The sequence below is a fragment of the Spiroplasma culicicola AES-1 genome, from assembly GCF_000565175.1.
Taxonomy (GTDB): domain Bacteria; phylum Bacillota_I; class Bacilli_A; order Mycoplasmatales; family Mycoplasmataceae; genus Spiroplasma_A; species Spiroplasma_A culicicola.
This window is the reverse complement of sequence record NZ_CP006681.1, coordinates 804,671-826,831: the sequence shown is the minus strand read 5'-3', so window position 1 is coordinate 826,831 and position 22,161 is coordinate 804,671. Positions and strand designations below refer to the sequence as shown.

At 25.6% G+C, this 22,161-nt stretch carries 19 protein-coding genes; all 19 read left to right on the top strand.

Translation table 4 applies throughout. The features are described from left to right. Window positions 1–3: 3 nt before the first annotated feature. The 19 genes from dxr (at window position 4) to SCULI_RS03685 (ending at window position 22,159) form a co-directional block, all read left to right on the top strand. Window positions 4–1,137 (top strand): 1-deoxy-D-xylulose-5-phosphate reductoisomerase, encoded by a 1,134-nt coding sequence (dxr, locus tag SCULI_RS03775; protein WP_025363316.1) that lies wholly within the window; start codon window positions 4–6, stop codon window positions 1,135–1,137. Continuing rightward, on the top strand, window positions 1,138–2,355 hold the full coding sequence (gene rseP, locus SCULI_RS03770; RefSeq protein ID WP_025363315.1) for an RIP metalloprotease RseP: 1,218 nt from the start codon (window positions 1,138–1,140) through the stop codon (window positions 2,353–2,355). A 16-nt stretch (window positions 2,356–2,371) separates the two neighbouring features. Then, window positions 2,372–6,814 (top strand): PolC-type DNA polymerase III, encoded by a 4,443-nt coding sequence (locus SCULI_RS03765; RefSeq protein WP_025363314.1) that lies wholly within the window; start codon window positions 2,372–2,374, stop codon window positions 6,812–6,814. A gap of 63 nt (window positions 6,815–6,877) precedes the next feature. After that, the gene (locus SCULI_RS03760) at window positions 6,878–7,369 is read left to right on the top strand and encodes a ribosome assembly cofactor RimP (RefSeq protein WP_025363313.1); all 492 of its coding nucleotides are present in this window, start codon (window positions 6,878–6,880) and stop codon (window positions 7,367–7,369) included. 62 nt (window positions 7,370–7,431) lie between these two features. Further along, on the top strand, window positions 7,432–8,298 hold the full coding sequence (locus tag SCULI_RS03755) for a hypothetical protein (protein ID WP_025363312.1): 867 nt from the start codon (window positions 7,432–7,434) through the stop codon (window positions 8,296–8,298). Between the two features lie 71 nt (window positions 8,299–8,369). Beyond that, window positions 8,370–10,391, top strand: a complete 2,022-nt coding sequence (locus tag SCULI_RS03750; RefSeq protein WP_025363311.1) for an ATP-binding cassette domain-containing protein — start codon at window positions 8,370–8,372, stop codon at window positions 10,389–10,391. A gap of 2 nt (window positions 10,392–10,393) precedes the next feature. Next, window positions 10,394–10,771: a hypothetical protein gene (locus tag SCULI_RS03745; protein ID WP_025363310.1), complete on the top strand. Its 378-nt coding sequence runs from the start codon at window positions 10,394–10,396 to the stop codon at window positions 10,769–10,771. 24 nt (window positions 10,772–10,795) lie between these two features. Next, the gene (gene ybeY / locus SCULI_RS03740) at window positions 10,796–11,266 is read left to right on the top strand and encodes an rRNA maturation RNase YbeY (protein WP_025363309.1); all 471 of its coding nucleotides are present in this window, start codon (window positions 10,796–10,798) and stop codon (window positions 11,264–11,266) included. Between the two features lie 20 nt (window positions 11,267–11,286). After that, window positions 11,287–11,694, top strand: coding sequence for a diacylglycerol kinase family protein (locus SCULI_RS03735; RefSeq protein ID WP_025363308.1), 408 nt, complete (start codon window positions 11,287–11,289; stop codon window positions 11,692–11,694). 12 nt (window positions 11,695–11,706) lie between these two features. Next, on the top strand, window positions 11,707–12,114 hold the full coding sequence (gene cdd, locus SCULI_RS03730) for a cytidine deaminase (protein ID WP_025363307.1): 408 nt from the start codon (window positions 11,707–11,709) through the stop codon (window positions 12,112–12,114). Window positions 12,115–12,137: 23 nt separating this feature from the next. Then, window positions 12,138–12,860, top strand: coding sequence for a hypothetical protein (locus SCULI_RS03725; protein WP_025363306.1), 723 nt, complete (start codon window positions 12,138–12,140; stop codon window positions 12,858–12,860). Between the two features lie 24 nt (window positions 12,861–12,884). After that, complete coding sequence (locus tag SCULI_RS03720) at window positions 12,885–13,577, top strand: hypothetical protein (protein ID WP_025363305.1); 693 nt, start codon at window positions 12,885–12,887, stop codon at window positions 13,575–13,577. Between the two features lie 148 nt (window positions 13,578–13,725). Beyond that, complete coding sequence (locus tag SCULI_RS03715; RefSeq protein WP_025363304.1) at window positions 13,726–14,400, top strand: hypothetical protein; 675 nt, start codon at window positions 13,726–13,728, stop codon at window positions 14,398–14,400. Window positions 14,401–14,412: 12 nt separating this feature from the next. Next, entirely contained in the window at window positions 14,413–15,570 is a 1,158-nt protein-coding gene (locus SCULI_RS03710; RefSeq protein WP_025363303.1) for a hypothetical protein, read from the top strand. Between the two features lie 15 nt (window positions 15,571–15,585). Further along, window positions 15,586–16,488, top strand: coding sequence for a GTPase Era (gene era / locus SCULI_RS03705; RefSeq protein WP_025363302.1), 903 nt, complete (start codon window positions 15,586–15,588; stop codon window positions 16,486–16,488). Between the two features lie 11 nt (window positions 16,489–16,499). Next, window positions 16,500–17,282, top strand: a complete 783-nt coding sequence (gene recO, locus SCULI_RS03700; RefSeq protein ID WP_025363301.1) for a DNA repair protein RecO — start codon at window positions 16,500–16,502, stop codon at window positions 17,280–17,282. A gap of 113 nt (window positions 17,283–17,395) precedes the next feature. Beyond that, entirely contained in the window at window positions 17,396–18,763 is a 1,368-nt protein-coding gene (locus SCULI_RS03695) for a glycine--tRNA ligase (protein ID WP_025363300.1), read from the top strand. Between the two features lie 19 nt (window positions 18,764–18,782). Then, window positions 18,783–20,735, top strand: coding sequence for a DNA primase (gene dnaG, locus SCULI_RS05540; RefSeq protein WP_025363299.1), 1,953 nt, complete (start codon window positions 18,783–18,785; stop codon window positions 20,733–20,735). Next, the gene (locus SCULI_RS03685) at window positions 20,723–22,159 is read left to right on the top strand and encodes a sigma-70 family RNA polymerase sigma factor (RefSeq protein ID WP_407696081.1); all 1,437 of its coding nucleotides are present in this window, start codon (window positions 20,723–20,725) and stop codon (window positions 22,157–22,159) included. The genes dnaG and SCULI_RS03685 overlap by 13 nt, the downstream gene beginning before the upstream one ends. Window positions 22,160–22,161: the final 2 nt, after the last annotated feature.

The window sequence follows — 22,161 nt, the reverse complement described above, 5'->3', positions numbered from 1 at the left end:
AAAATGAAAAATATAATACTCTTTGGAGCTTCAGGAAATATTGGAGTTCAAACAATTGAAATTTTAAAAGAAAATAAAGATAACTTTAATTTAAAGGCAATAAGTATAGGAAAAAATGATTCACTTGTTGAATCATTTTTAAAAGAATTTGAAAATATTGAAATGGTTTATTCTACAAATAATTTAGCTCACTTAAAAGAAAAATATGAAAACATAACTTTTATCAATGATGACATTTTAAAACTATTTACAGTTAAACATGATTTAACTATTAATGCATTAAGCGGTTTTTTTGGTTTAAAAGTTACATTAGCAGCAATTGAACAAGAAGATATTTTATTAAATGCTAATAAAGAATCATTTGTAGTTGCTGGGGATTTAATTAATCAAATGCTGGCAAAAGCAAAAAAAGCACAAATTTATCCAATTGATTCAGAACATTGTGCTATTTTTCAATGTTTAGAAGAAAATAATTCAATTGAAAGAATTTTGTTAACTGCAAGTGGGGGCAATTTTAAAGATTTAACTTTAGAAGATACTAAATCAATCACTTTAAAGACAGCCTTAAAACATCCAAATTGAAATATGGGGGCCAAAATTACTATTGATAGTTCAACTATGTTTAATAAAGCTTTTGAAATTTTAGAAGCATATCACTTATTTAAAAGTAAAAACATTGATGTTTTAATTCATCCTCAATCATTAGTTCATTCTATGGTTGAATTTAAAGACGGTTCAATTAAAGCACAAATATCAATTCCAGATATGAAACAAGTTATTAATTATTTTTTACATTATCCAAAACGCACATCGTATAATGCTTTAAAAATGATGGACTTTAAACAATTGGTTAATCTTGAATTTAAAGCAATTGATCAAGAAAGATTTATTCCCATTAAATTAGCTTATGAATGTATTGATAAAGGTAATTCAAAAGCAATTGCTTTAAATGCAGCTAATGAAATTGCTGTTGAATATTTCTTAGAAGAAAAACTAAGTTATTTTGATATTACACAAATTGTTTTAAAAATATTTAATTCAACAGATGAAATAACTTACAATAATTATGAACAAATGTTTGAATTTGATCAAAAAGTGAGAAATCAAACAAGAAAAATGATTGAAGAGGTAATGTAGATGAGTGCAGGAATGATAACTTTAGGTTTTTTTGTAGGAATACTTATTCTTTTAATTTTAATTACATTACATGAATTTGGTCATTTTATCATTGCAAAACTATCAAAAGCTTATGTTTATGAATTTGCAATTGGTTTTGGTCCAAGAATCTTTGTTTTTAAAGGAAAAGAAACTTGATTATCAATTAGAGCATTTCCACTTGGAGGATATTGCTCAATTGCATCTGATAAAGTAGATCCCCCAGCTGAACGTGAAGATGAAATAGTTCCTAAAGAAAGAATGATGGATTATATTGCAAGATGAAAGAAATTGCTTTTCATTTTATTTGGTCCATTAATGAATCTTTTTATTGCTATCTTTTTATTTACAACTATTTTTGCAGTTACACAAGTTAAACCTAATGACATGAGTTTTTATGGTGCCACTTACAATAAGGATATGATTGCTTATAAATTAATTGACCAAAAGGTAAATAAACATAGTGAAGCCAAAATTGAGATTGATCAAAGTTATGTAATTTGGGGATGAACCTTATATTCTAATACAGAGATTTTATTTGATAATATTTGTCAACAAAACAATTCTGAATGTGGTCCAAAAATAAATGAACTTGATAATAAACAAGCCGCTACTTATGAAAAAACAGTTTATAACTTTTTAGATCATTTACAATTGGGAAAAGATAAAGAAAATGTATCAATCAAATTTGCTTTTAGACAAGTAGATAGATTTACTGGAAAAGTAATTGATCAAGAAGTTCAAATAACTGAACAATCAACTCAAGCAGATTATAAAGGTGGAGAATCAATCGGAATTGCTGCTCCAACTCGCTATTTTGCAAATGCAGGACAAGCATATTTAGCTGGATGAAAAGAAACTTTTACTCAATCTTTAACAATTATTAAATCATTTGGTATGCTCTTTACTGGAAATATTACACAACTACAAGGACCAGTTGGAGTTGCAGGTCAAACTGCAACAATGTTAGCTAATGGACAACAGTTTTTTATGTATGTTGCAATGCTAAGTGCTAACTTATTTATTTTAAATATGATCTTTATTCCACCACTTGATGGCTATAAAGTTCTTGAAACTATTATTGAAATGATTATTAGAAAAGAGTTACCTCAAAAATACAAAATCATTGTTTATTCTGCTGGAGCAATTCTATTTTTAAGTTTATTTGTTTTAATTACTATATTTGATTTTATACTTTAAAGGGAGGTAAAAAATAATGCACGATAATTTAAGAGAGTTTTTAGAAAAACTAAATATCTTTTTTAATCAAGAAGAGGAAAAATATTTTGAAGATGGCCAAATTATGGATGCATATTTTTCTGAATCAATAAATATGTTACGTGTTTTTATTCGTATAAAAGATTTTTTACCAATTAATGTTTTACATAAACTTGAAACAAGTTTAGTTACAAATACTTATGTGCCAACAAAATTAAATTTAATTGTGGACAATGATCTTTATGATAATGAATTAATTTGAAAACATATTGAATATATTAAAGATTTAAAAGCAGAAGTGAAAACTGGAACAATTAAAGTTTTATCACCTTCAACTGTTGAATATTTTGAAAACTATCGCTTAGTAAGATTTTTTGTTGATAATGAATTACAAAAAAATTTATTAGAAGAACACAGAGAATATTATAAAAACAAATTATTTAAGTATGGATTTAAAAACATAGACTTAGAAATTAAAGTAAATAAAGATGCCGAAAATAATTCTTTAGAACAAGTTCAAGAAATGTATGCAAATGCTTCAAAAAAAGTTGCTCAAACTCAAGTTGTTGAAAAATTACAAGCAACTTCAAAACCAAATAATAATTTTAAAGCTAAATATCGTTCTAACAATGAAGTATTGGCAACACCAACTTATGACAAATTAGAAGACTTAGAAGAAAATGCACAAAATGTAACAATTCATGGACAAGTCTTTTTAAAAGAAGTGCGTGTTTCAAAAGCGGGAAGATACATTTATAATTTAGCTATTACAGATGGTCAATCATCAGTAATGTGTGTTTTCTTTCAAAGAAATAATGATGCTACATTATTTGATGAAATTACAGAAGAAAATAAAGAACAATTAAGTGGAATGGAAAATGAAATTATTCGTAAAGGTGATTGAGTTTCATTTAATGGTAAATATAATTATTCAGATTATGATAAAACATATATTTTTTACATTGATAAATATAAAAAGATTGATTCAAAATCGGTTTTATCTTCAGATGATGCTCCTCAAAAAAGAGTTGAATTACATACTCACACAAAAATGAGTTCAATGGATGGGGTTAGTTCAGTAAAAGAATATATTGAAACAGCAAAACGTTGAGGATGAAATGCAATTGCAATTACAGATCATTTAAATGTTCAATGTTATCCAGATGCATTTTATGCAATTTCTTCTGCCAATAAAGGTGTAGAACCAGAAAATCAACTTAAGTTGATTTATGGAAGTGAACTTGTTATGATTCCCGATGATAGTTGAACAATTAAAAATTCACAAAACCAAAATTTACGTGAAGCTAAATTTGTAGTTTTCGACTTAGAAACAACAGGTCTTTCTCCTGAATTTGATGAGATCATTGAATTTGGAGCCAATGTTTATGACTATGCAAAAGGAACTTCAAAAAAATATGATATTTTAATCAAACCCAAAAAACCAGTTAATGCATTTACAACTGATCTTACAAATATTACTAATGAAATGTTAGAAGATAAAAATTCAATTGAAGTTGAATTCAAAAAAATTATGGAAATTATTCAAGATGGAATCTTGATTGCTCACAATGCCAACTTCGACTTTAACTTTTTAAATGTTAATGCCAAAAAATTTGGTTATGGTGAATTAAATAATACAGTTATTGATACTTTGACATTAGCAAGATTATTACGTCCTAAATTAAAAAACCACAGACTTGGTACAGTTGCTAAAGAATATGGAATTTTATATGATGAGAAAATTGCTCACCGTGCTGATTATGATGCTGAAGTTTTAACAAATGTTTATGAACACATGTGAAGTGAAGCTAAAAAAGTTTATCCAATTGATTACATTGATGATTGACTAAAATTTAATGTTGATAAATTTAAAAATGAAAATTTTAAACGTTCAAGAGGACATCACATTAATGTACTTGCAAAAAATCAAGATGGTTTAAAAGATTTATATAAATTAATTTCTTATTCACATACTAAAAATTTCTTAGGTAGTCCAAAGATTTTTAAATCTAAACTTTTAGAAATAAAAGCTAATAATAATATTATTATTGGTTCTGGATGTGTTAATGGTGAAGTTTTTGATTATGTAAGAACTGGAACTTTAGAAATGATTCGTGAAGCAATTTCTATTTTAGATTATGTTGAAATTCAACCACTGAGTGTTTATAAAAAATTAATGCAAACTGGTGATGTGACAGAAGAAGAATTAAAAAATTATTTACGTTTAATTATTAAAGAAGCATTAGCACAAGACAAAATTATTGTGGCAACAAGCGATGCTCACTATGTTGATAAAAAACAAAAAATCATTAGAGATATTTATATTAATACAAAGGGACTTGGCGGAAGCTATCATCCACTTTATGATTTCAAACAAAGAGTGAAAGATAATCCAGACCAACATTTAAGAACCACAAATGAAATGTTAGAAGAATTTAAATGACTTGAAGATAGCGAATTAATTCACAAACTTGTAATTGAAAATTCAAATAAAATTGCTAACATGATTGAAAGCGATATTAAACCAATTAGAAGTGGTTCTTATCCTCCTCAAATTGAAAATGTTGATAAACTTTTATCAGATGAATGTTATAAAAATGCAAAATTAATGTATGGTGATAATTTACCTGAAATTGTTGAAGCAAGGCTTGAAAAAGAATTAAAATCAATTATTAAGCATGGATTTGCAGTTGTTTATTGAATTAGTCATTTACTTGTAAAAAGAAGTCATGATGATGGTTATTTAGTTGGAAGTCGTGGATCAGTTGGTTCATCATTTGTAGCAACAACTTCAGAAATTACTGAAGTAAATCCATTACGTGCTCATTATCGTTGTGCAAAATGTAAGTATTCAGACTTTAATACACCAAGTGAATTTAAATGTGGATATGATTTACCAAAAGCAGATTGTCCTCAATGTGGAGAAAACTTAATTGGAGATGGACATGATATTCCATTTGAAACTTTTTTAGGATTTGATGGAGATAAAGTTCCCGATATTGATTTAAACTTCTCAGGAGAATATCAACCAACTGCTCATAACTTTACAAAAGAAATTTTTGGAGAACACAATGTTTTTAGAGCGGGAACAATTTCAACAGTTGCTGATAAAACAGCTTATGGTTATGCCATGGGATACTATGAAAAACAAAATGTAAGTATTCGCAAAGTTGAAATTGAACGTTTGGCCCAATTGTCAACTGGAGTGAAAAGAACAACAGGACAACATCCAGGGGGAATTATTATTCTGCCAAAAGAATTTGATATTGAAGATTTTACACCAGTAAACTTTCCTGCAGATGATTCATCAAGTGAATGATTAACAACTCACTTTGATTTCCACTCAATTCATGATAACTTATTGAAAATGGATATTCTTGGTCATGTTGACCCAACAGCTTTAAGAATGTTATTTGATTTAACTGGAGTTGATCCAATTTCAATTCCAACAAATGACAAAGCAGTTTATTCATTATTTTCAAATCTAAGTGCTTTACAAATTGATGAAAATAAATTGTATGGTGAAACAACAGGAGCCATTGGCTTGCCTGAATTTGGAACACAATTTGTGCGAAAAATGTTGGAAGAAACTCGACCTCAAACCTTTGCAGACTTAGTTCAAATCTCAGGATTAAGTCATGGAACTGATGTTTATGTTGGTAACGCTCAAACTTTAATTCAAGATGGAATTGCCAATATTTCTTCAGTTATTGGATGTCGTGATGATATTATGGTTTATTTAATGACAAAAGATATTGATCCTTCAACTGCTTTTAATATTATGGAAAGTGTTAGAAAAGGAAAAGGATTAAATAAAGATTGAATTGAAATTATGAAACAGCATAATGTTCCAGAATGATATATCAACAGTTGTTTAAAAATTAAATATATGTTTCCCAAAGCACATGCCACTGCTTATGTGTTAATGGCATATCGTGTTGCTTGATACAAAATATATTATCCAGAAGAATATTATGCAACATGATTTTCAACAAGAGCTGACTTCTTTGATTTAGAAGCAACTATTAAAGGAGTTAGTGGAGTAAGAAGCGCTTTAGAAAATTTAAGAAAAATGCAAAATGATAAAATGAAATTATCTGCAAAAGAAATTGGATTAATTACAACTTATGAAGTATTAATTGAAATGTTTGAGAGAGGAATTAATATTAAAAATATTGATTTCAATATTTCAGATTCAGTTCGTTTTAGAGTAATTGAAGAAGAGGGCAAAAAAGTATTGTATCCTCCATTCAATGTTATTGATTCATTAGGTGAAGCTGTGGCCAATTCAATTGTTAATGCTCGCAGTGATCGCCAAATTACAAGTGTCAATGATTTAAAGCAAAGAACACAAGTTACTCAAACTCAAATTCAGATTTTTACTAAGTTAAAAATTATTGACAATTTAAAAGATGATGAACAATTAGCATTTGACTTTTAAAATCAACTTTAGTTGATTTTTTATTTTTATTTCATATAAAATAAAAATACAAAAGAGGTAAATATGTCAAAACAAATTATTGAAAATAATTATTTAAAAGATATTCAAACAATTCTTGAAACAAATCAATTAAGTTTGTATGAACTTAATTGAAACTTTGAATACGAATCAAATGTTTTACAAATATTAGTTGAAAATAAAGACACTTCAATTCGCAATGTTGAATTTGATGCATTAATTAGTGCAAATGAAGCTATTTCACAACTATTAGATAAAGACACTGCAATTAAGGAACCATATATTTTAGAAGTTGCAAGTGCTGGTGCAGAAAGACAAGTTAAAACTCAAGAAATGTTAATCAACAATGTGGGTCAATATTTTTTTATTAATAGTACAATTGCTTTTGAAGGAGTTACTGAATTTAACGCAACTTTAAATTCATTTGACAATAAGAGTCAAGAATTCAACTTTTCATTTTTTATCAAAGGAAAACCAAAAAAAGTTAATTTAAAATTTGAGCAAATTAGTTTTATTAGATTTGCTATCAAATTCTAATTAACTTTTTTTATTTATAGTAAAATTAAATTAGAGAGTTGAAAGAAAATAGGGGTGAAAAAATGCAAGATTTAAAAGCATTGAAACAATTAATAAATAGCAATGAAAATAAAAGAAACAAAAGATTTGATGAAACAATTAGTATTTTGGATAAATTTGTAAAAGAAAAATCAAGATTTTTTTTAAATTGAGATAATAACAAACCATATTTAATTAGGGGTTCATTTGCCCACGACTTAGATAGTGACTTTACAACAAATATTGATATTTGAATTTTATTAAAAAAAGTTTCAAAACCCGATGATGTAGAACATAACATGTTTATTTTTAAATGATTTGAAAAAACAATTAAAGAATATTTTAAAAATTATAGTGTCTCAAGTTATCAAGATAAATCTTCAATAGAAGTTGCAATTGAGCAGCATTTTACAATGTCATTTATGCCATTTGTTCTTGATCATAAAGGCAATTTTCGAAGAATGTTTAAATTGAAAGGCAAATTATTTTTAGATGAAGAAACAAATATTAAATCTGAACCTGAATTTAATTTAAAATTAAAAAAAGTGGGTTCACGTTCTTCGATTGCCAATATTAAAATTATAATTATTTCATTAAAAATAATTATTCAAAATAAATGTCCTCATATTAGTGGTGATATTATTGAAAATTTTGTTTTAGATCAATATTTAGCCCAAAATAAGGTAAATCATTCTCAGGCATTTAAAACAATAATTTATAAAATGGCAAATGGAGAATTTGAAAAATACATTGAAGATAAATATAAAACTTGATTAAAATTAGAAAAATATGAAACAGAATTTAAAGAATTTAGAGCATTAGCAAAAGAAATTGAACAAAAGATTGAATTAAAAAATTCAATGAATTATGTTGATGTTTTGCTTGAATATATTAAAAAAGTGAAAGCTTAGGCTTTCACTTTTTTAAACTTTTTGTACAAAATGTTATTTTATTTAACGATAACTATATTGAGGGATGATAAATGGAATACAAATTTACAAAACAAAAAAATAAACAAGATTGTGGTTTAGCTGTTAGTTGTATGGTTATTAATTTTTTACATAATAAAAACTTTTTATTAGAAGAAATTAAATTTGAAAATGCCATTAATGATGGAGAAATGACAATATATGATATTGAAAATTTATTGGAAAAATATTCAATTGAATTTAAATCATACATGGCAGAATTTAGTGAATTTATTCATTTAGAATTAAATTTTCCTTTAATTGTTAATGTTGAAAGTGAATTTAAAATGAGTCATTATTTAGTGATTTATAAAAAAATTAAAAATAAATTGTTAATTGCAGATCCAAATAAAAATGATCTTTGTTGAATAACTTTAAATGAATTTCAAAATATTTATACAGGTTATTTTGGATGAGCGAAAAAAAATAAAAAACATGTATTTACAAAAAATTCAACATTAAATAGTTTTAAATTAATGTTTGATAATTTAAATTTAATAAGTTTATTTTTTATGTTATCAATATTTGCCAATGTTTCAATTATTATTTCTTCAGGATTTTTGAAAAGTTATTCTTCTGCAATTCAAATTAATGACCAAAAAAATCTTAATTATGTTTTTTTAAGTTATCTAATTATTTTTTTATTACAAATATTTTTATCTTTTATTATTAATAGAGTTATTAATTTAATTTCGCGAAATTTAAAGGCTAAATTATTTAACATGTATATTGAACAATTAATAAAAATTGATAATGATAAATTTCTAAGTACTTCTAAAGAAGAGTGAATGAATAAAAGTAAACATTTAAATACAATAGCAAATTATGTTTGTGATATTTTTTTATCTATCCCTACAAAATTTATTTTATTTTTTGTTTCAATTATTACAGTTAGTTTTATGGCTCTTCATTTATTATTTTTATTATTAATTGAAACTTGTATCTCATTTTTTGTTTCTTATATATTTCAATATTTTATTAAAGAAAGAATATTTGAAAATGAAAATCATGTTATAGAGTTTACTAGTAATATTCGTCAATTATTAGAAGGGCACCAGGAAATTAAAAGTAAAAACTTAACTCACTATATTCAAAAAAATATTTTCCAATCATTTAATAAATTAAATAATAATGATATTCAAGTGATGATGATTAAAGAACACGCTGATGTTTTACTAAAAATCTTAAGTCGCCTTTTTTATGTAATTATTTTTTATACATCTGCAACTTTAATTTTTAATAAACAACTAGAATTTGGTCAATTATTATTTTATATTTCTATTTCAAATTATATTTCTAATTTTACAACTTCTATTTTAACTTTTATTTTAAATCGACATGAGATATATATTTCATTTAAACAAATTAAATTTATATTTAAAAATAATCAAGAACAATTTAAGCAAGATTTTAAACAAACTATTAAATCAGTTAGAATCAAAAAATTATTTGTTTATCAAAATGATAAAGTTATTTTAAATAATTTAGAATTAAATTTACAAAAGAATACTTTCATAACAGGCAAAAGTGGAGTGGGCAAAACTACATTATTAAAGTTAATGAGTGGCTTGACTTGTAAATATGAAGGTCAAATTTTTATTAATGAATCTGATTTAAAAGAGATCAATAACAAAGATTATTTAAAGAAAATTCAATATTTAGGCCAATATGATTTTTTATTTAATGGAACAGTATGACAAAATATTCAAATGTTTCAAAATGATATTGATTTAGATTTATTTAATCAATTTAAATTTTTAGAAATTTTGACAAATCATAATATTGCATTAGAAAAACAAATTATGGATAACGGTATAAATTTAAGTAAAGGACAGCGCCAAATTATTAATTTTATAGCACTATTTTTTACAAATAAAGATACTTATTTTTTAGATGAACCTTTAAGCAATGTTGATTGAAATACAGCACATATTTTAATGCAAATGTTTATTAGTTATAAAGTAAATTCTTTAATCATCCTTGTTGATCACAACTTGGGCTATCAACAATATTTTCAAGAAAGGATTGAATTATAAAAATGAAAAAATGTTATAGATATTTAGTAATTGGTTTTTTTGTAATTTTTATTGTATTAATAATACTAATTTCCTATAAAAAACAAGTTGTCTATAATTGTTCAATTTTTATTGATAAAAAAATTTCAGAAATTGGTGAAATTAATTATGTTGTTTATCTAATTACTGATAAAAATATTGCAATTGATCAAATTTTGTCTTTAAAACTTGAATATAAAAGTGGGTTTGTGAATTTAACCAATCAAATTCTAACTTATACAAATGGATTAATTGAAATCAAAATAATAAACATTAATGATATTGTTTATCCAAATCCTCAAGTTATTGTTTATGGTCAATCAATATCACTGTTAAACTATTTATTAAATAGTTTATATTAGTTGTATAATATTACTGGTGAAATTATGGATGAATTAAATTTTTTTTACAATGATAGCAATGAAAACTTAAAGCAATATGAAAAAACTTTTAGTGAGTTATTAAATCATACAAAAGAAGTTTTAAATATTGAACAAAATTTAAGTATGTCAATTACTTTTATTGACCCTGAAGAATCAATTGCTATTAATAAGCAATATCGTAATAAAGATTATGTTGGAGATGTTCTTTCATTTCCAATTGATGATCCATTAGGAATTTATGCACAATTAGATTTTAAAGAAATTGGAGATATCTTTATTACCTATGATGAAGCTTTAAAAAAAGCAAAGTTATATCAACACACAATATATGAAGAAATGTGTTGATTATTTGTCCATGGTTTATTGCATATTTTAGGATATGATCATGAAACTAATGAAAATGATGCCCAAATTATGTTTGGTTTAACAGATAATATATTAAATAAGCAAAATGTTGTTTATAAAATAGTATAATAGAATTAGGAGACAAGTTTATGGCAGAAAAGAGAAACAAAAAAACTAAAGTTGGTACTAGAGTTAAAAATAAATTTGGAAATGCTGCAAGTGGAATTGTAACTGCTTTCAAAGAAGAATCAACTTTAATTGTTTATTTAGTTGCTATTGTTTTTTGTATTGGGATGGGTATTTGATTAAACATTAGTTTAATTGAATGATCTATTGTTATGTTAACAATTGGAATTTTAATTGGTTTTGAATTTGTAAATACTTCAATTGAAAATTTCGTTGATTTATTGAGTTTTGAATATAATATTCAAGCTAAAAAAATTAAAGATATTTGTGCAGCTGCAAGTATTTTAAATGCTATTATTTCTGTTGCTGTAGGATTTCTTATTTATTTAGATAATTTTATAGACAAAATTCAACAATTATTGGGGAATTAGAGGAGAATTATTATGGATTTAAATAAAATTTATGAAGAATTAAAAATTTTAAAAGAAAACGCATACACACCATATTCAAATTTTAATGTCTCATGTATTATTTATTTAAAAAATGGTAAACAAATTAAGGGCGTAAATGTCGAAAATGCAGCCTATAATCCTGGTATTTGTGCGGAGCGTGCTGCTTTACCACAAATGATTACTCAAGGATATAACAAAGATGATGTTGATGTTGTTGCTTTGTATACAGATTCAGAGGGATTTGGTTCTCCATGTGGTACATGCAGACAAACATTAATTGAATTATTATATCCAGAACAAAAAATGCTTATTTTTAATAAGCATGAGTTTATTGGTGAGTATACAGTGGGGTATTTCTTACCAAATGGATTTACAAACAATAATTTAACAAATAAGTAAAATTTAGATGAATGGGGAATTTCATGGAAAAGCAAAATTCAGTAATTGATGATAGTAGTCTTTGATATGAAACAGGATCGCGAATAATTCAAACATATTCGAAATCTTTGGGAATGAATGTGTCGTCACAAGAGCTATATGAAAGTTTTTTAGAAGGTGAATTTGAAACAGAAGAAATATATGATTATTTTGAAGAAGATATAATCAATATGGCAAGAGCTTGAATTTATATTAAACAAGTTGTCTATGAAGCGATTGAATATAAACAATCAGATCGCAATATTTCTGATTTTAAATTAAGAAAAGTTATTGAGGTTTATTCTTATTTAGATCCTCATTTGACTTATATGAGTTCTTTTTCAGGTAAAACACCTGAAAGTATTAAATTTTTAGAATTGATTCAAAGTACTAGAAATTATGTGCTAACTAATGATAGTAAAGAATCAATTTTAGAATATTTGCTAATTTTTTATTTGGATGTATCACTTAATCAATATTTTGGTTATTTTAGTGAAATTTTTGCTTTTATGATAGTACAAGGAATATTGATGTTTAAAGGAATTACTCCAATAACTCTTTCACAAATTATTCAAGATAGTGGGGAAACTTATGAATTACATGTGAAATTGCTTGAAATAATTGCAAACTTGAAAGTTAATGAATGAAGTCAACAAAATCTTTTTAAAGAATATTTAAAGCGATGAATCAGTAAAACTGAAAAAAGTTTTGATTATATGGAAATATAAATCTTAGAAAATGGGTGGCGTGTTATGTTATATGAAAATAAAAATTTTTGAACTGTATATGGGAGTAAATTTATATCAAGTATTTTACAATTAGAAAATATTTTTTTGGATGAAAAAGAAGTTTTAACAGCTTTAGAAACTGAACAATATAATCAAAAAGATTGTAAACTTAATAAAAGAATAATTTCAATGTGTAAAGCATGAGAAGAAATTAAATATTATATTTTATATTTAAAAACAAATGAGCAAAATGGAACTATTATGGATATTAAACCTCAAGAATATGCAAAAATTTATAATATTCTTGATGAAACTGGTAGTTATAATTATTTATTTGATCCAAATAGTGGAACACCTCTATTAGAACAATTGGAATATTTAAATTCTAAATTACGTAATGTTGAGGATTTAGAGGAAGTTGTTGATTTAACACTTAGTTTTTCACTTGAACATACAATTGAAAATACATTAGGAGATATGACAACATATTTTTTAGGTTATTTTATAATTGCAATTATGGTTTTTAAAAATTTTGGACCGTTTTTATCTTTAATTGAGAAAATGACTAAAATTATTGAATTAAGAATGAATACAATTCAAGATTGCGCCAAAGAACTAAAAAGTAATTGACAGACATTAGATTCTTATAAAAAATTAAAGGAATATTTAATTGAAGATTCTAAAAGTTTTTGAGCAACATATCCTGAATTAACTTAATAATAAAAGAAAAGAATATCACGTTATAAAAGATGTTAATAACGATTAATTTTGTTGTTACAATTTTTATTAGTGGATGTTCTTTTTTTATTATCTATATTTTTGTGTGATATTTTTATATAATCAAAAAGATTAAGAGGTGAAAAGTATGTGAATTCAAATAAATACAATTGTTAGTGATGTATTATCTGCTGTTGGTTTGCTAATTATCATTTTTTCACCACTATTTTTTACAAGAATTCAAAGAAAAGTTTTAGACCAAAGATTACATACTAGAGTTGATGGTGACAAGCTATTTGAAAAATTAAAGTATGATTTAAAATTGTCAAAATTAACTGGAGTTGATCGTAAAAGACTTTATCGAGATGTTCACTATGCAAGAACAATTTTTAAAGGAGCCATGGAATATAATTCACGTGATTTATTGTGATATTTTAATGAATTATATGCAAAGAAATTTATTCATAATACAATTCGTAAAAAATCATGAATTCATACATGAATTTGGATTGGAATTATTTTAGTAATTGGTGGGGGAAGCTATTTAGATATATTCCATTGATTATTTGACATGCAAACTATGACATCAACTTCAGGAATTGTTTCAATTTGAACTTTATTTATTTTTGCATCATTGTTTACTGCTTTAAATAAATTTATGGAATACTTTAAAATTAAAGGTGTTGTCAATGATGAAATTAGACAAATCAATTTAGCAAAAAAAGAAAAAGTTTGAAAAGATTATAAAATAATCTTTTGATGTTCAATTTCAATGTTTGGAATTGGATTTCTATTTATATTTATAAATATTTTTATTAGATAAGAGGTGAAAAATATGGCAAGAAAAAGACCCAGTTTAACAGATAAACTTGTTAACGGAAAAATGGGAGATATGTATACTAAGAGATTTTTAAAATCTCAACATGTTAATATGGTTTCAGAAGGAGACTTTTTAACAAGAGTACGTTCACTTTGTTTTGCCACTTATTTAATACCTTTTCAAGTAGTATGAATTGCCTTTTATTTATACGCAAGAATTATGGTTGGAATTGAAAGAAATAATCCTAACGCAATTATTAATCCAGATGAATACTACTTACTATCAGATCAAATAACTATTTTAAATGTTTTTTTAGCAATTCAAATTTATCATGTTTTTTTACTTTCAACAATTTTAATTGTTATGTTGAATATGACAATGGGTAAAGGAATCACAATTTATACGATTTTCTTTAATTTCTTATTTATTTCTGAAGCACTATTATATGCAAGTTTAATTTTTATTCTTGATTGAGTTGGAATTTTGCACAAATTTAAAGATTGAAGTTATTTCTTTGAAATGCTAAGAACACAATGATTGTGAATTTTGGCAATTTTTATTGCGTATCGATCATTTAAACCTTTAATTACAATTTTTAAAAATGTAAATAATTGAAATAGAGAATGAATTCGTATTGATAGATATCGCAAAACTGAAGATAAAGAAAACGCGTTTGTTTTTAAAACTTGAGTTACTCCAGGAGAAACAAGAGCAAGAACTGGAATGATTGTTGCGGGATGATTTGCAATTATCACAGCTAGTGTTTTTGAACTTTTAGATGTTTTTATTAATACAGAATTTACTGTAATGAAATATTTAATTTTAATATTTGGCTATATTGTTTTTTTAGGTGCATATATTGTGCCTTACAACAAATACAGTCTCTTTTTCTATTGAATTAATCATGCCTTTTTATTTGGCCTAACAGTTTATGGTTTAGTATTAGTACAAAATCAAGCATGATATTGGCCAAACTTCTATATGTATGCTTATTTGGTTTTATTGATTCCATGAGCAATCAGTTTAAAAGCCTCAATTCGCTACACGTGAACCTTAAAAGATAAAGAAGAAATTAAAGCTGTTGTCTTAAATATGTTTGAAAGTCAAGACGAGTTTGAACAATATTTAGAACAAAGAGATGAAAACAAAAAAGATGCAGAGACATCGATATAATGGGAGAAAATGACATTGGAAAATATTAAATCTGGATTTATTGGCATAATTGGAAGACCAAATGTTGGTAAATCAACTTTATTAAATACCTTATTAGAAAAAAAAGTGGCAATAGTGACAAACAAAGCCCAAACTACAAGAAACCGTATTAATGGAATTTTGACAAAACCAGATTGTCAATATGTTTTTGTTGATACTCCAGGAGTTCACAAAGCTCAAAATGAATTAGATCGCTACATGAATAAAGTTGCTTTACAAGCAACTAAAGGAGTTGATGTAATTTTATTTTTAGCTCCAAGTGATGAATATATTGGTGACAATGATCGCTTCATTTTAAATTCATTAAAAGAAAGAGATGTTCCTGTATTTTTAATTATTACAAAATGTGATGCAGTTAAACCAGAAATATTAGATCAAAAAATCAGAGAATGAAAACAACTTGAACATGATTTTTTAGATGTTATTTCAATTTCATCAACACATAACTTAAATTTAGATGTTTTATTAGAAAAAATTAAAGAACAATTACCTGAAACTGGGTTTAAATTTTATCCAGATGAACAATATACAGACCAACCTGAACGTTTTTTAATTCGTGAAGTGATTCGTGAAGAAATTTTATTACAAACAGAACAAGAAGTTCCTCATAGTGTTGCAATATTAATTGATAAATTTGAAGAAAAAAAAGATATAATTCGTGTTATTGCATCAATTGTTTGTGAAAGATCTAGTCAAAAAGGAATCATTATTGGAAATAAAGGTACTAAAATTAAACAAATTGGAATTGAAACTAGAAAAAAATTAGAAGCTATTTTTTCAAAACAATTTTATTTAGAGTTATTTGTAAAAACTAAAGAAAAATGAAGACAATCAGCTTCATTAATCAAACAACTAGGATACGATAAAGATAGTTATTAAAAGGTGAAATTATGGGAGCTTTAAAAATTGAAGGAATTATTTTTAGAAGTGAAGACTTTGAAGAAAGTGCAAAATTATTGCAAGTATTTTCAAAACAATATGGACTTTTGAATATTTACGCTCCTGGAGTTAATAAAGAAGCATCTAAAAATAAATATTCTGTTCAAACACTTTCTTTAAGTGAATTTGAAATTTTTAAAGCTAGAAGTGAGACTAAATTTAGTAAATTAAAAACAGGCAATTTAATCAATAATTTTGGTCAAATTTCAAAAAATTATCAAAACTATATTTATATGTCTGTTTTAGTTAATGTTTTGTCTCAACTTTTAGAATACGGTCAAAAAAAGAACTTAATTTATAATGCTTTTAAAACTGTTATTATTAATATCAATAATAATCATCAAGCATTTATCAATTATGTAATGTTTTTACTTTATTATGTTCAAAATAGTGAATATAAAATGCGTCTTGATCGTTGTTCTAGATGCAAAAAAAATGATCAAAAAATGGTACGATTTGAATATAGTGATAAAACATTGATTTGTAAACGATGTTTGTGACCAGAAGAAACTATTCAAACTGAAAGTTTTGTAGATATTTTTTACATACAAAGTAAATTAGGGTTTTTAAAAATGCTTGAATTTAATTATCACTTTGATGATTTAATTGCTTTACATATTTTTTTAATTGATTATTTAAACAATGATTTAGGAGTTTTTATTGTTAACCTCGATTATTTAAAAAAATCAGCTTTAATGAAGTTAAATGATAATAAAATGTTAAAATATAAATAACACTTATAATGGGTTGACTTTACAAGCATATAAAGAGAAAATTCATTAGTATCAATTCTATTATTGGTGTAGACCACTTAATAGAATTGTTTTTATTTGTTAGGAGTACAAAAATGAAATTAGAAATGGAAAAACTAATTGCACATTTAAAAAGCCAAGGTTTTGTATTTCAAGGTTCAGAAATCTACGGGGGTTTAGCTAACTCATGAGATTATGGTCCTTTAGGAGCCGAAGTTAAAAATAAACTTAAAAAATTATGATGAGATTTCTTTGTCAAAAGAAATCCATATAACATTGGATTAGATTCATCAATTATATTAAATCCAAAGGTTTGAGAAGCTAGTGGACATTTAGGAAACTTTAATGACCCTTTAATTGATTGTAAAAGCTGTAAGTCACGTTGAAGAGCAGATAAATTAATTGAAGAAAAATTTACAGATCTAAATGTTGGGGGATGAAGTAATGAGCAACTTGAAAAATTTATTCAAGAAAACGCTATTATTTGTCCTAAATGTCAAAAAAATGACTTTACTCAAATTAGACAATTTGCTTTAATGTTTAAAACTCATCAAGGTGTTGTTGAAGACGAGGGTTCAGTTGTTTATTTACGTCCTGAAACTGCTCAAGGGATTTTTGTTCAATATAAAAATAGTCAAAGAACTTTAAGAAAAAAACTACCATTTGGAATTGGCCAAATTGGTAAATCATTTAGAAATGAAATTACTCCAGGTAACTTTATTTTTAGAACAAGAGAATTTGAGCAAATGGAGTTAGAATTTTTCTTTGCTCCGCAAGATGAAAAAGATTGATTTCAATATTGATTAGATAAAGTCGTTTATTTCTTAGAAAATGTTGTTAAATTTGATAAAGATAATTTTGTTTTAAGAGAACACGAAAAAGACGAATTGGCACATTACGCTAAAAGAACTGTTGATATAGAATATAAATTTCCATTTGGAACAGGTGAATTATGGGGAATCGCTCATCGTTCTGACTTTGACTTAAGTCAACATCAAAAAGTTAGTGGTCAAGATTTAACTTATTTAGATCCAAATACTAATGAAAAATACTTAGCTCATGTAATTGAACCAAGTGTTGGAGTTGAAAGAATGATGTTGGCCATCTTTTGTCAAAGTTATGAAGAAGAACAACTTGAAAATGGTGAAAGAATTGTAATGAAATTGCCTTACACTCTTGCACCATACACTGTTGCTGTTATGCCACTTCAAAAACAACAAAAAGATGAAGCATTTAAAATATTTGAAGAAATTCTTGAAGATTTTGATGCAACATTTGATGAAACAGGAAACATTGGAAAAAGATATCGTCGTCAAGATGCAATTGGTACACCATATTGTATTACTGTAGATTTTGATACTGAAAATGATCATTGTGTTACTGTTAGAAATCGTGACACAATGGAACAAGAACGAGTAAGTATTGCTGAATTAAAAACTTATTTAGGCAATAAATTATCTTAGTGATGGGGGGTGAATCGGGATGGCAATTAATCAATCACAAATTGATGGATTATTAAATAAAGTCAGTATAGTTGATGTCATTGGAAAATATATTGATATTCAAAAAAAAGGGCGAAACTATCTTTCTGTTTGTCCATTCCATGATGATTCAGACCCATCAATGCATATTTCTCCCGACAAACGCATTTTTAAATGTTTTGTTTGTGGAACTGGGGGAAATGTAATCACATTTGTTCAAGAATTTAACAATGTAACATTCTTTAAAGCAGTTAGTTTAATTGCAAAAGAATACAAAATTAAAATTGATGGATTAAAAGAATTTGATGATAAACCAAAATTTACATCAGAAGAAGCTAAATTATTCAATATTAATAAAGAAGCTGTAAACTTCTTTACTGGAATGATGATTTCCAATTATGCAAAACGAGCAAGAAGTTATTTAAATACAAGAAAAATTGTTAAAAATGAACTGTCAAAGTTTGACATTGGATATTGTCCTAGTGAAGTTAGTTTATATGATTATTTGATTAAAATGGGATATGATAAAAAAATAATTGCAGCATCTGGTTTGATTTATTCAAAAGGTGTTTCAAATAAGTGTTTTTTTGAAAAACGTATTATATTTCCAATATGTGATGAAGAAAATAATGTAATTGGGTTCTCTGGAAGAGCTTTTCTTGAAGGAGATGAACCAAAATATAAAAATAGTATTGAAAACTTAATCTTTAAAAAATCACAACTGGCCTATAATTTCTATAATGCTAAAAAAGATATTAGGATTAAAAATGAAGTTTTAATTCTTGAAGGTTTCATGGATGTTATTAGTTTGCAAAGAATTAATATTAATAATGCAATTGCAATTATGGGAACAAGCTTTACAGATTTTCATGTTAAGCTGTTGTCAAAAGTTACTAAAAACTTTAAATTATTTCTTGATGGAGATAAAGCAGGAGTAAATGCTGCATTAAAAACAGCAATGTTTTTAATGGATAAAAAAATTAATGTTACTATTATTTATAACCAAACCAATAAAGATCCCGATGAACTTGTGGTGGCTGGTGAAAAAAACTTAATTACTCAAATGATTGAAAATGCATTACATCCAATTGACTTTGCAATTGAGTTCTTTAAAAAAGACTTAAATCTCAATGATTCACTAAATATTCAAGAATTTGTAAATAAAATTGTGGATTTAATAAATCATGAGCAAAGTCAAATTATGCGTGACATTTCAATTAACAAATTAAGTCAAATTACAAATATCGATCGTGAAACTATTATGACTATGGTCAAAAATAAAGGAATATCTTTAAATCAACCAGTAGAAGCGCATCAACCAATGGATGACTTTGTTGAACAAATGTATATTCCAAATGATGCAGATTATGTTGATGATGGTTTTCATATGGATGGCTATTATGAACCTGTGGAAAATCATGTTAGTACACCAGAAAATAAACCAACTGTAAATAATGATTTGAAAACACAAAATATTTTTAATGCAATTAATAAATCAAAATTTTCAAAGAATTTATCAGAAGCATCAATCATTTTAGAACTCTTAAAAAGTGATGAGTATCTTGAATTGATTGAAAATAATATTAATAAATTTTTCAATAAAAATATTCGTATTATTGCAAAATTTATTATTGAAAAGTATAAACAAAATTCATACAGTGGTAATGATTTTGAACTCATTGCCAGTGAATTAGCAAAAATCGACAAGAAGTTATATGAACTCATTTTTCAATTAAACAATATTTTATTTTTAGCAAAAGCAGAAAATAAAGCAGCTGAACGTATTGAAGATATGTTTAGAACAATTGAAATATATAGTCTATGAACAGAAGTTGAAGAATATCAATTAAAAATGAAAGAAACAATTGATCATCAATTAAAAATGACTTATTTAATTCGAATTGAAGAATTAATGAAGTCAATTAAAAAATTGGAAGACAAGTGGAGGAATTAAACATGGCAATTAATATTAAAAAATTTGAAACAATGGAAGAATTTAAGGAATATCTTTTTAACTATTTAGAAAAGAATGACAATGAAATTTCACAAGAAGAAATTCAAGAAGTTATTTTTAAAAAGTTTAGAGATGTTGAAGATGATGAAATAGGAGAACTATTTCAAGAGTTAGCAAATAAAAATGTTACTTTTACAGATGAATTATTAGATGAAGAAGACTTAGAAAGTTTAGCAGCAGATGACGATGAAGAAGAATCAGATGATGAAGAAGATGGTGAATCTGCAAGTGAATTAGCAGAAGGATTTGCTAAGAGAAAAAAAGCACAAAAAGATTTAAAGAAAGCAAATGAAAATAATGGACCTGTTAAATACAGAGTTGGGGGAATTAGTAATGAAACTAAGATCCAAGACATTATTAAATCTTACTTTAATCAAATTGGTTCATCAAAAATCTTAACAAAAGATGAAGAAGTTGAATATGCAAAAATGTTAGAAGATTCAGATCCTGACATTGCAAAAGAAGGAAGAGATAAATTAATTACTTCTAACTTAAAACTTGTAATTTCTGTTGCAAGAAAACATTTAAATCGTGGATTAGATTTTGCAGATTTAATCGAAGAGGGAAATATTGGTTTAATGAAAGCTGTTGATAAATTTGACTATACTAAAGGGTTTAAATTCTCAACATATGCAACATGATGAATTCGTCAAGCAATTACAAGAGCGATTGCAGATCAAGCAAGAACAATTCGTATTCCAGTTCATATGGTTGAAACTATTAACAAATTGGCAAGAATTGAAAGACAATTAACTCAAGAATTAGGAAGAGAACCTACTTCAAAAGAAGTGGCCAAAAAATTTGGTAAAGGAATTACACCTCAAAAAGTTATTGAAATCAAAAAATTATCAATTGAACCAGTTAGTTTAGAAAAACCATTTGGAGATGAAGATGACACTCACTTTGGAGACTTTGTTGAGGATAAAGATATTTCATCTCCAGATGAATATGCAGAAAAAGAAGCATTAAGAGAAGTAATTGATGATGTTTTTGCAGAAATCTTACAACCAAGAGAAGAAAAAGTTATTAGAATGCGTTTTGGAATTTTACCTACAAAATTAAGAACTTTAGTTCGTCTTGCAGAAGATTGCGAAGATGATACTTATCAAGAATTAAGAGATACTATTTCAAAATTAGATATTCATTATGATACATCAATTGAAAAAATTCAAAGATATGCAAATCCAATGATTCAATTGCATTTATCAAAATATGACTCACCAAAAACTTTAGAAGAAGTTGGAAAAGAATTAAAAGTTACACGTGAAAGAATTAGACAAATTGAAGCAAAAACAATTCGTAAATTCAAACCGTCAGCTTCAAATCCAAAAGCTAAAGTTTTAAGAGATTTCTTTAAAGGTTAATC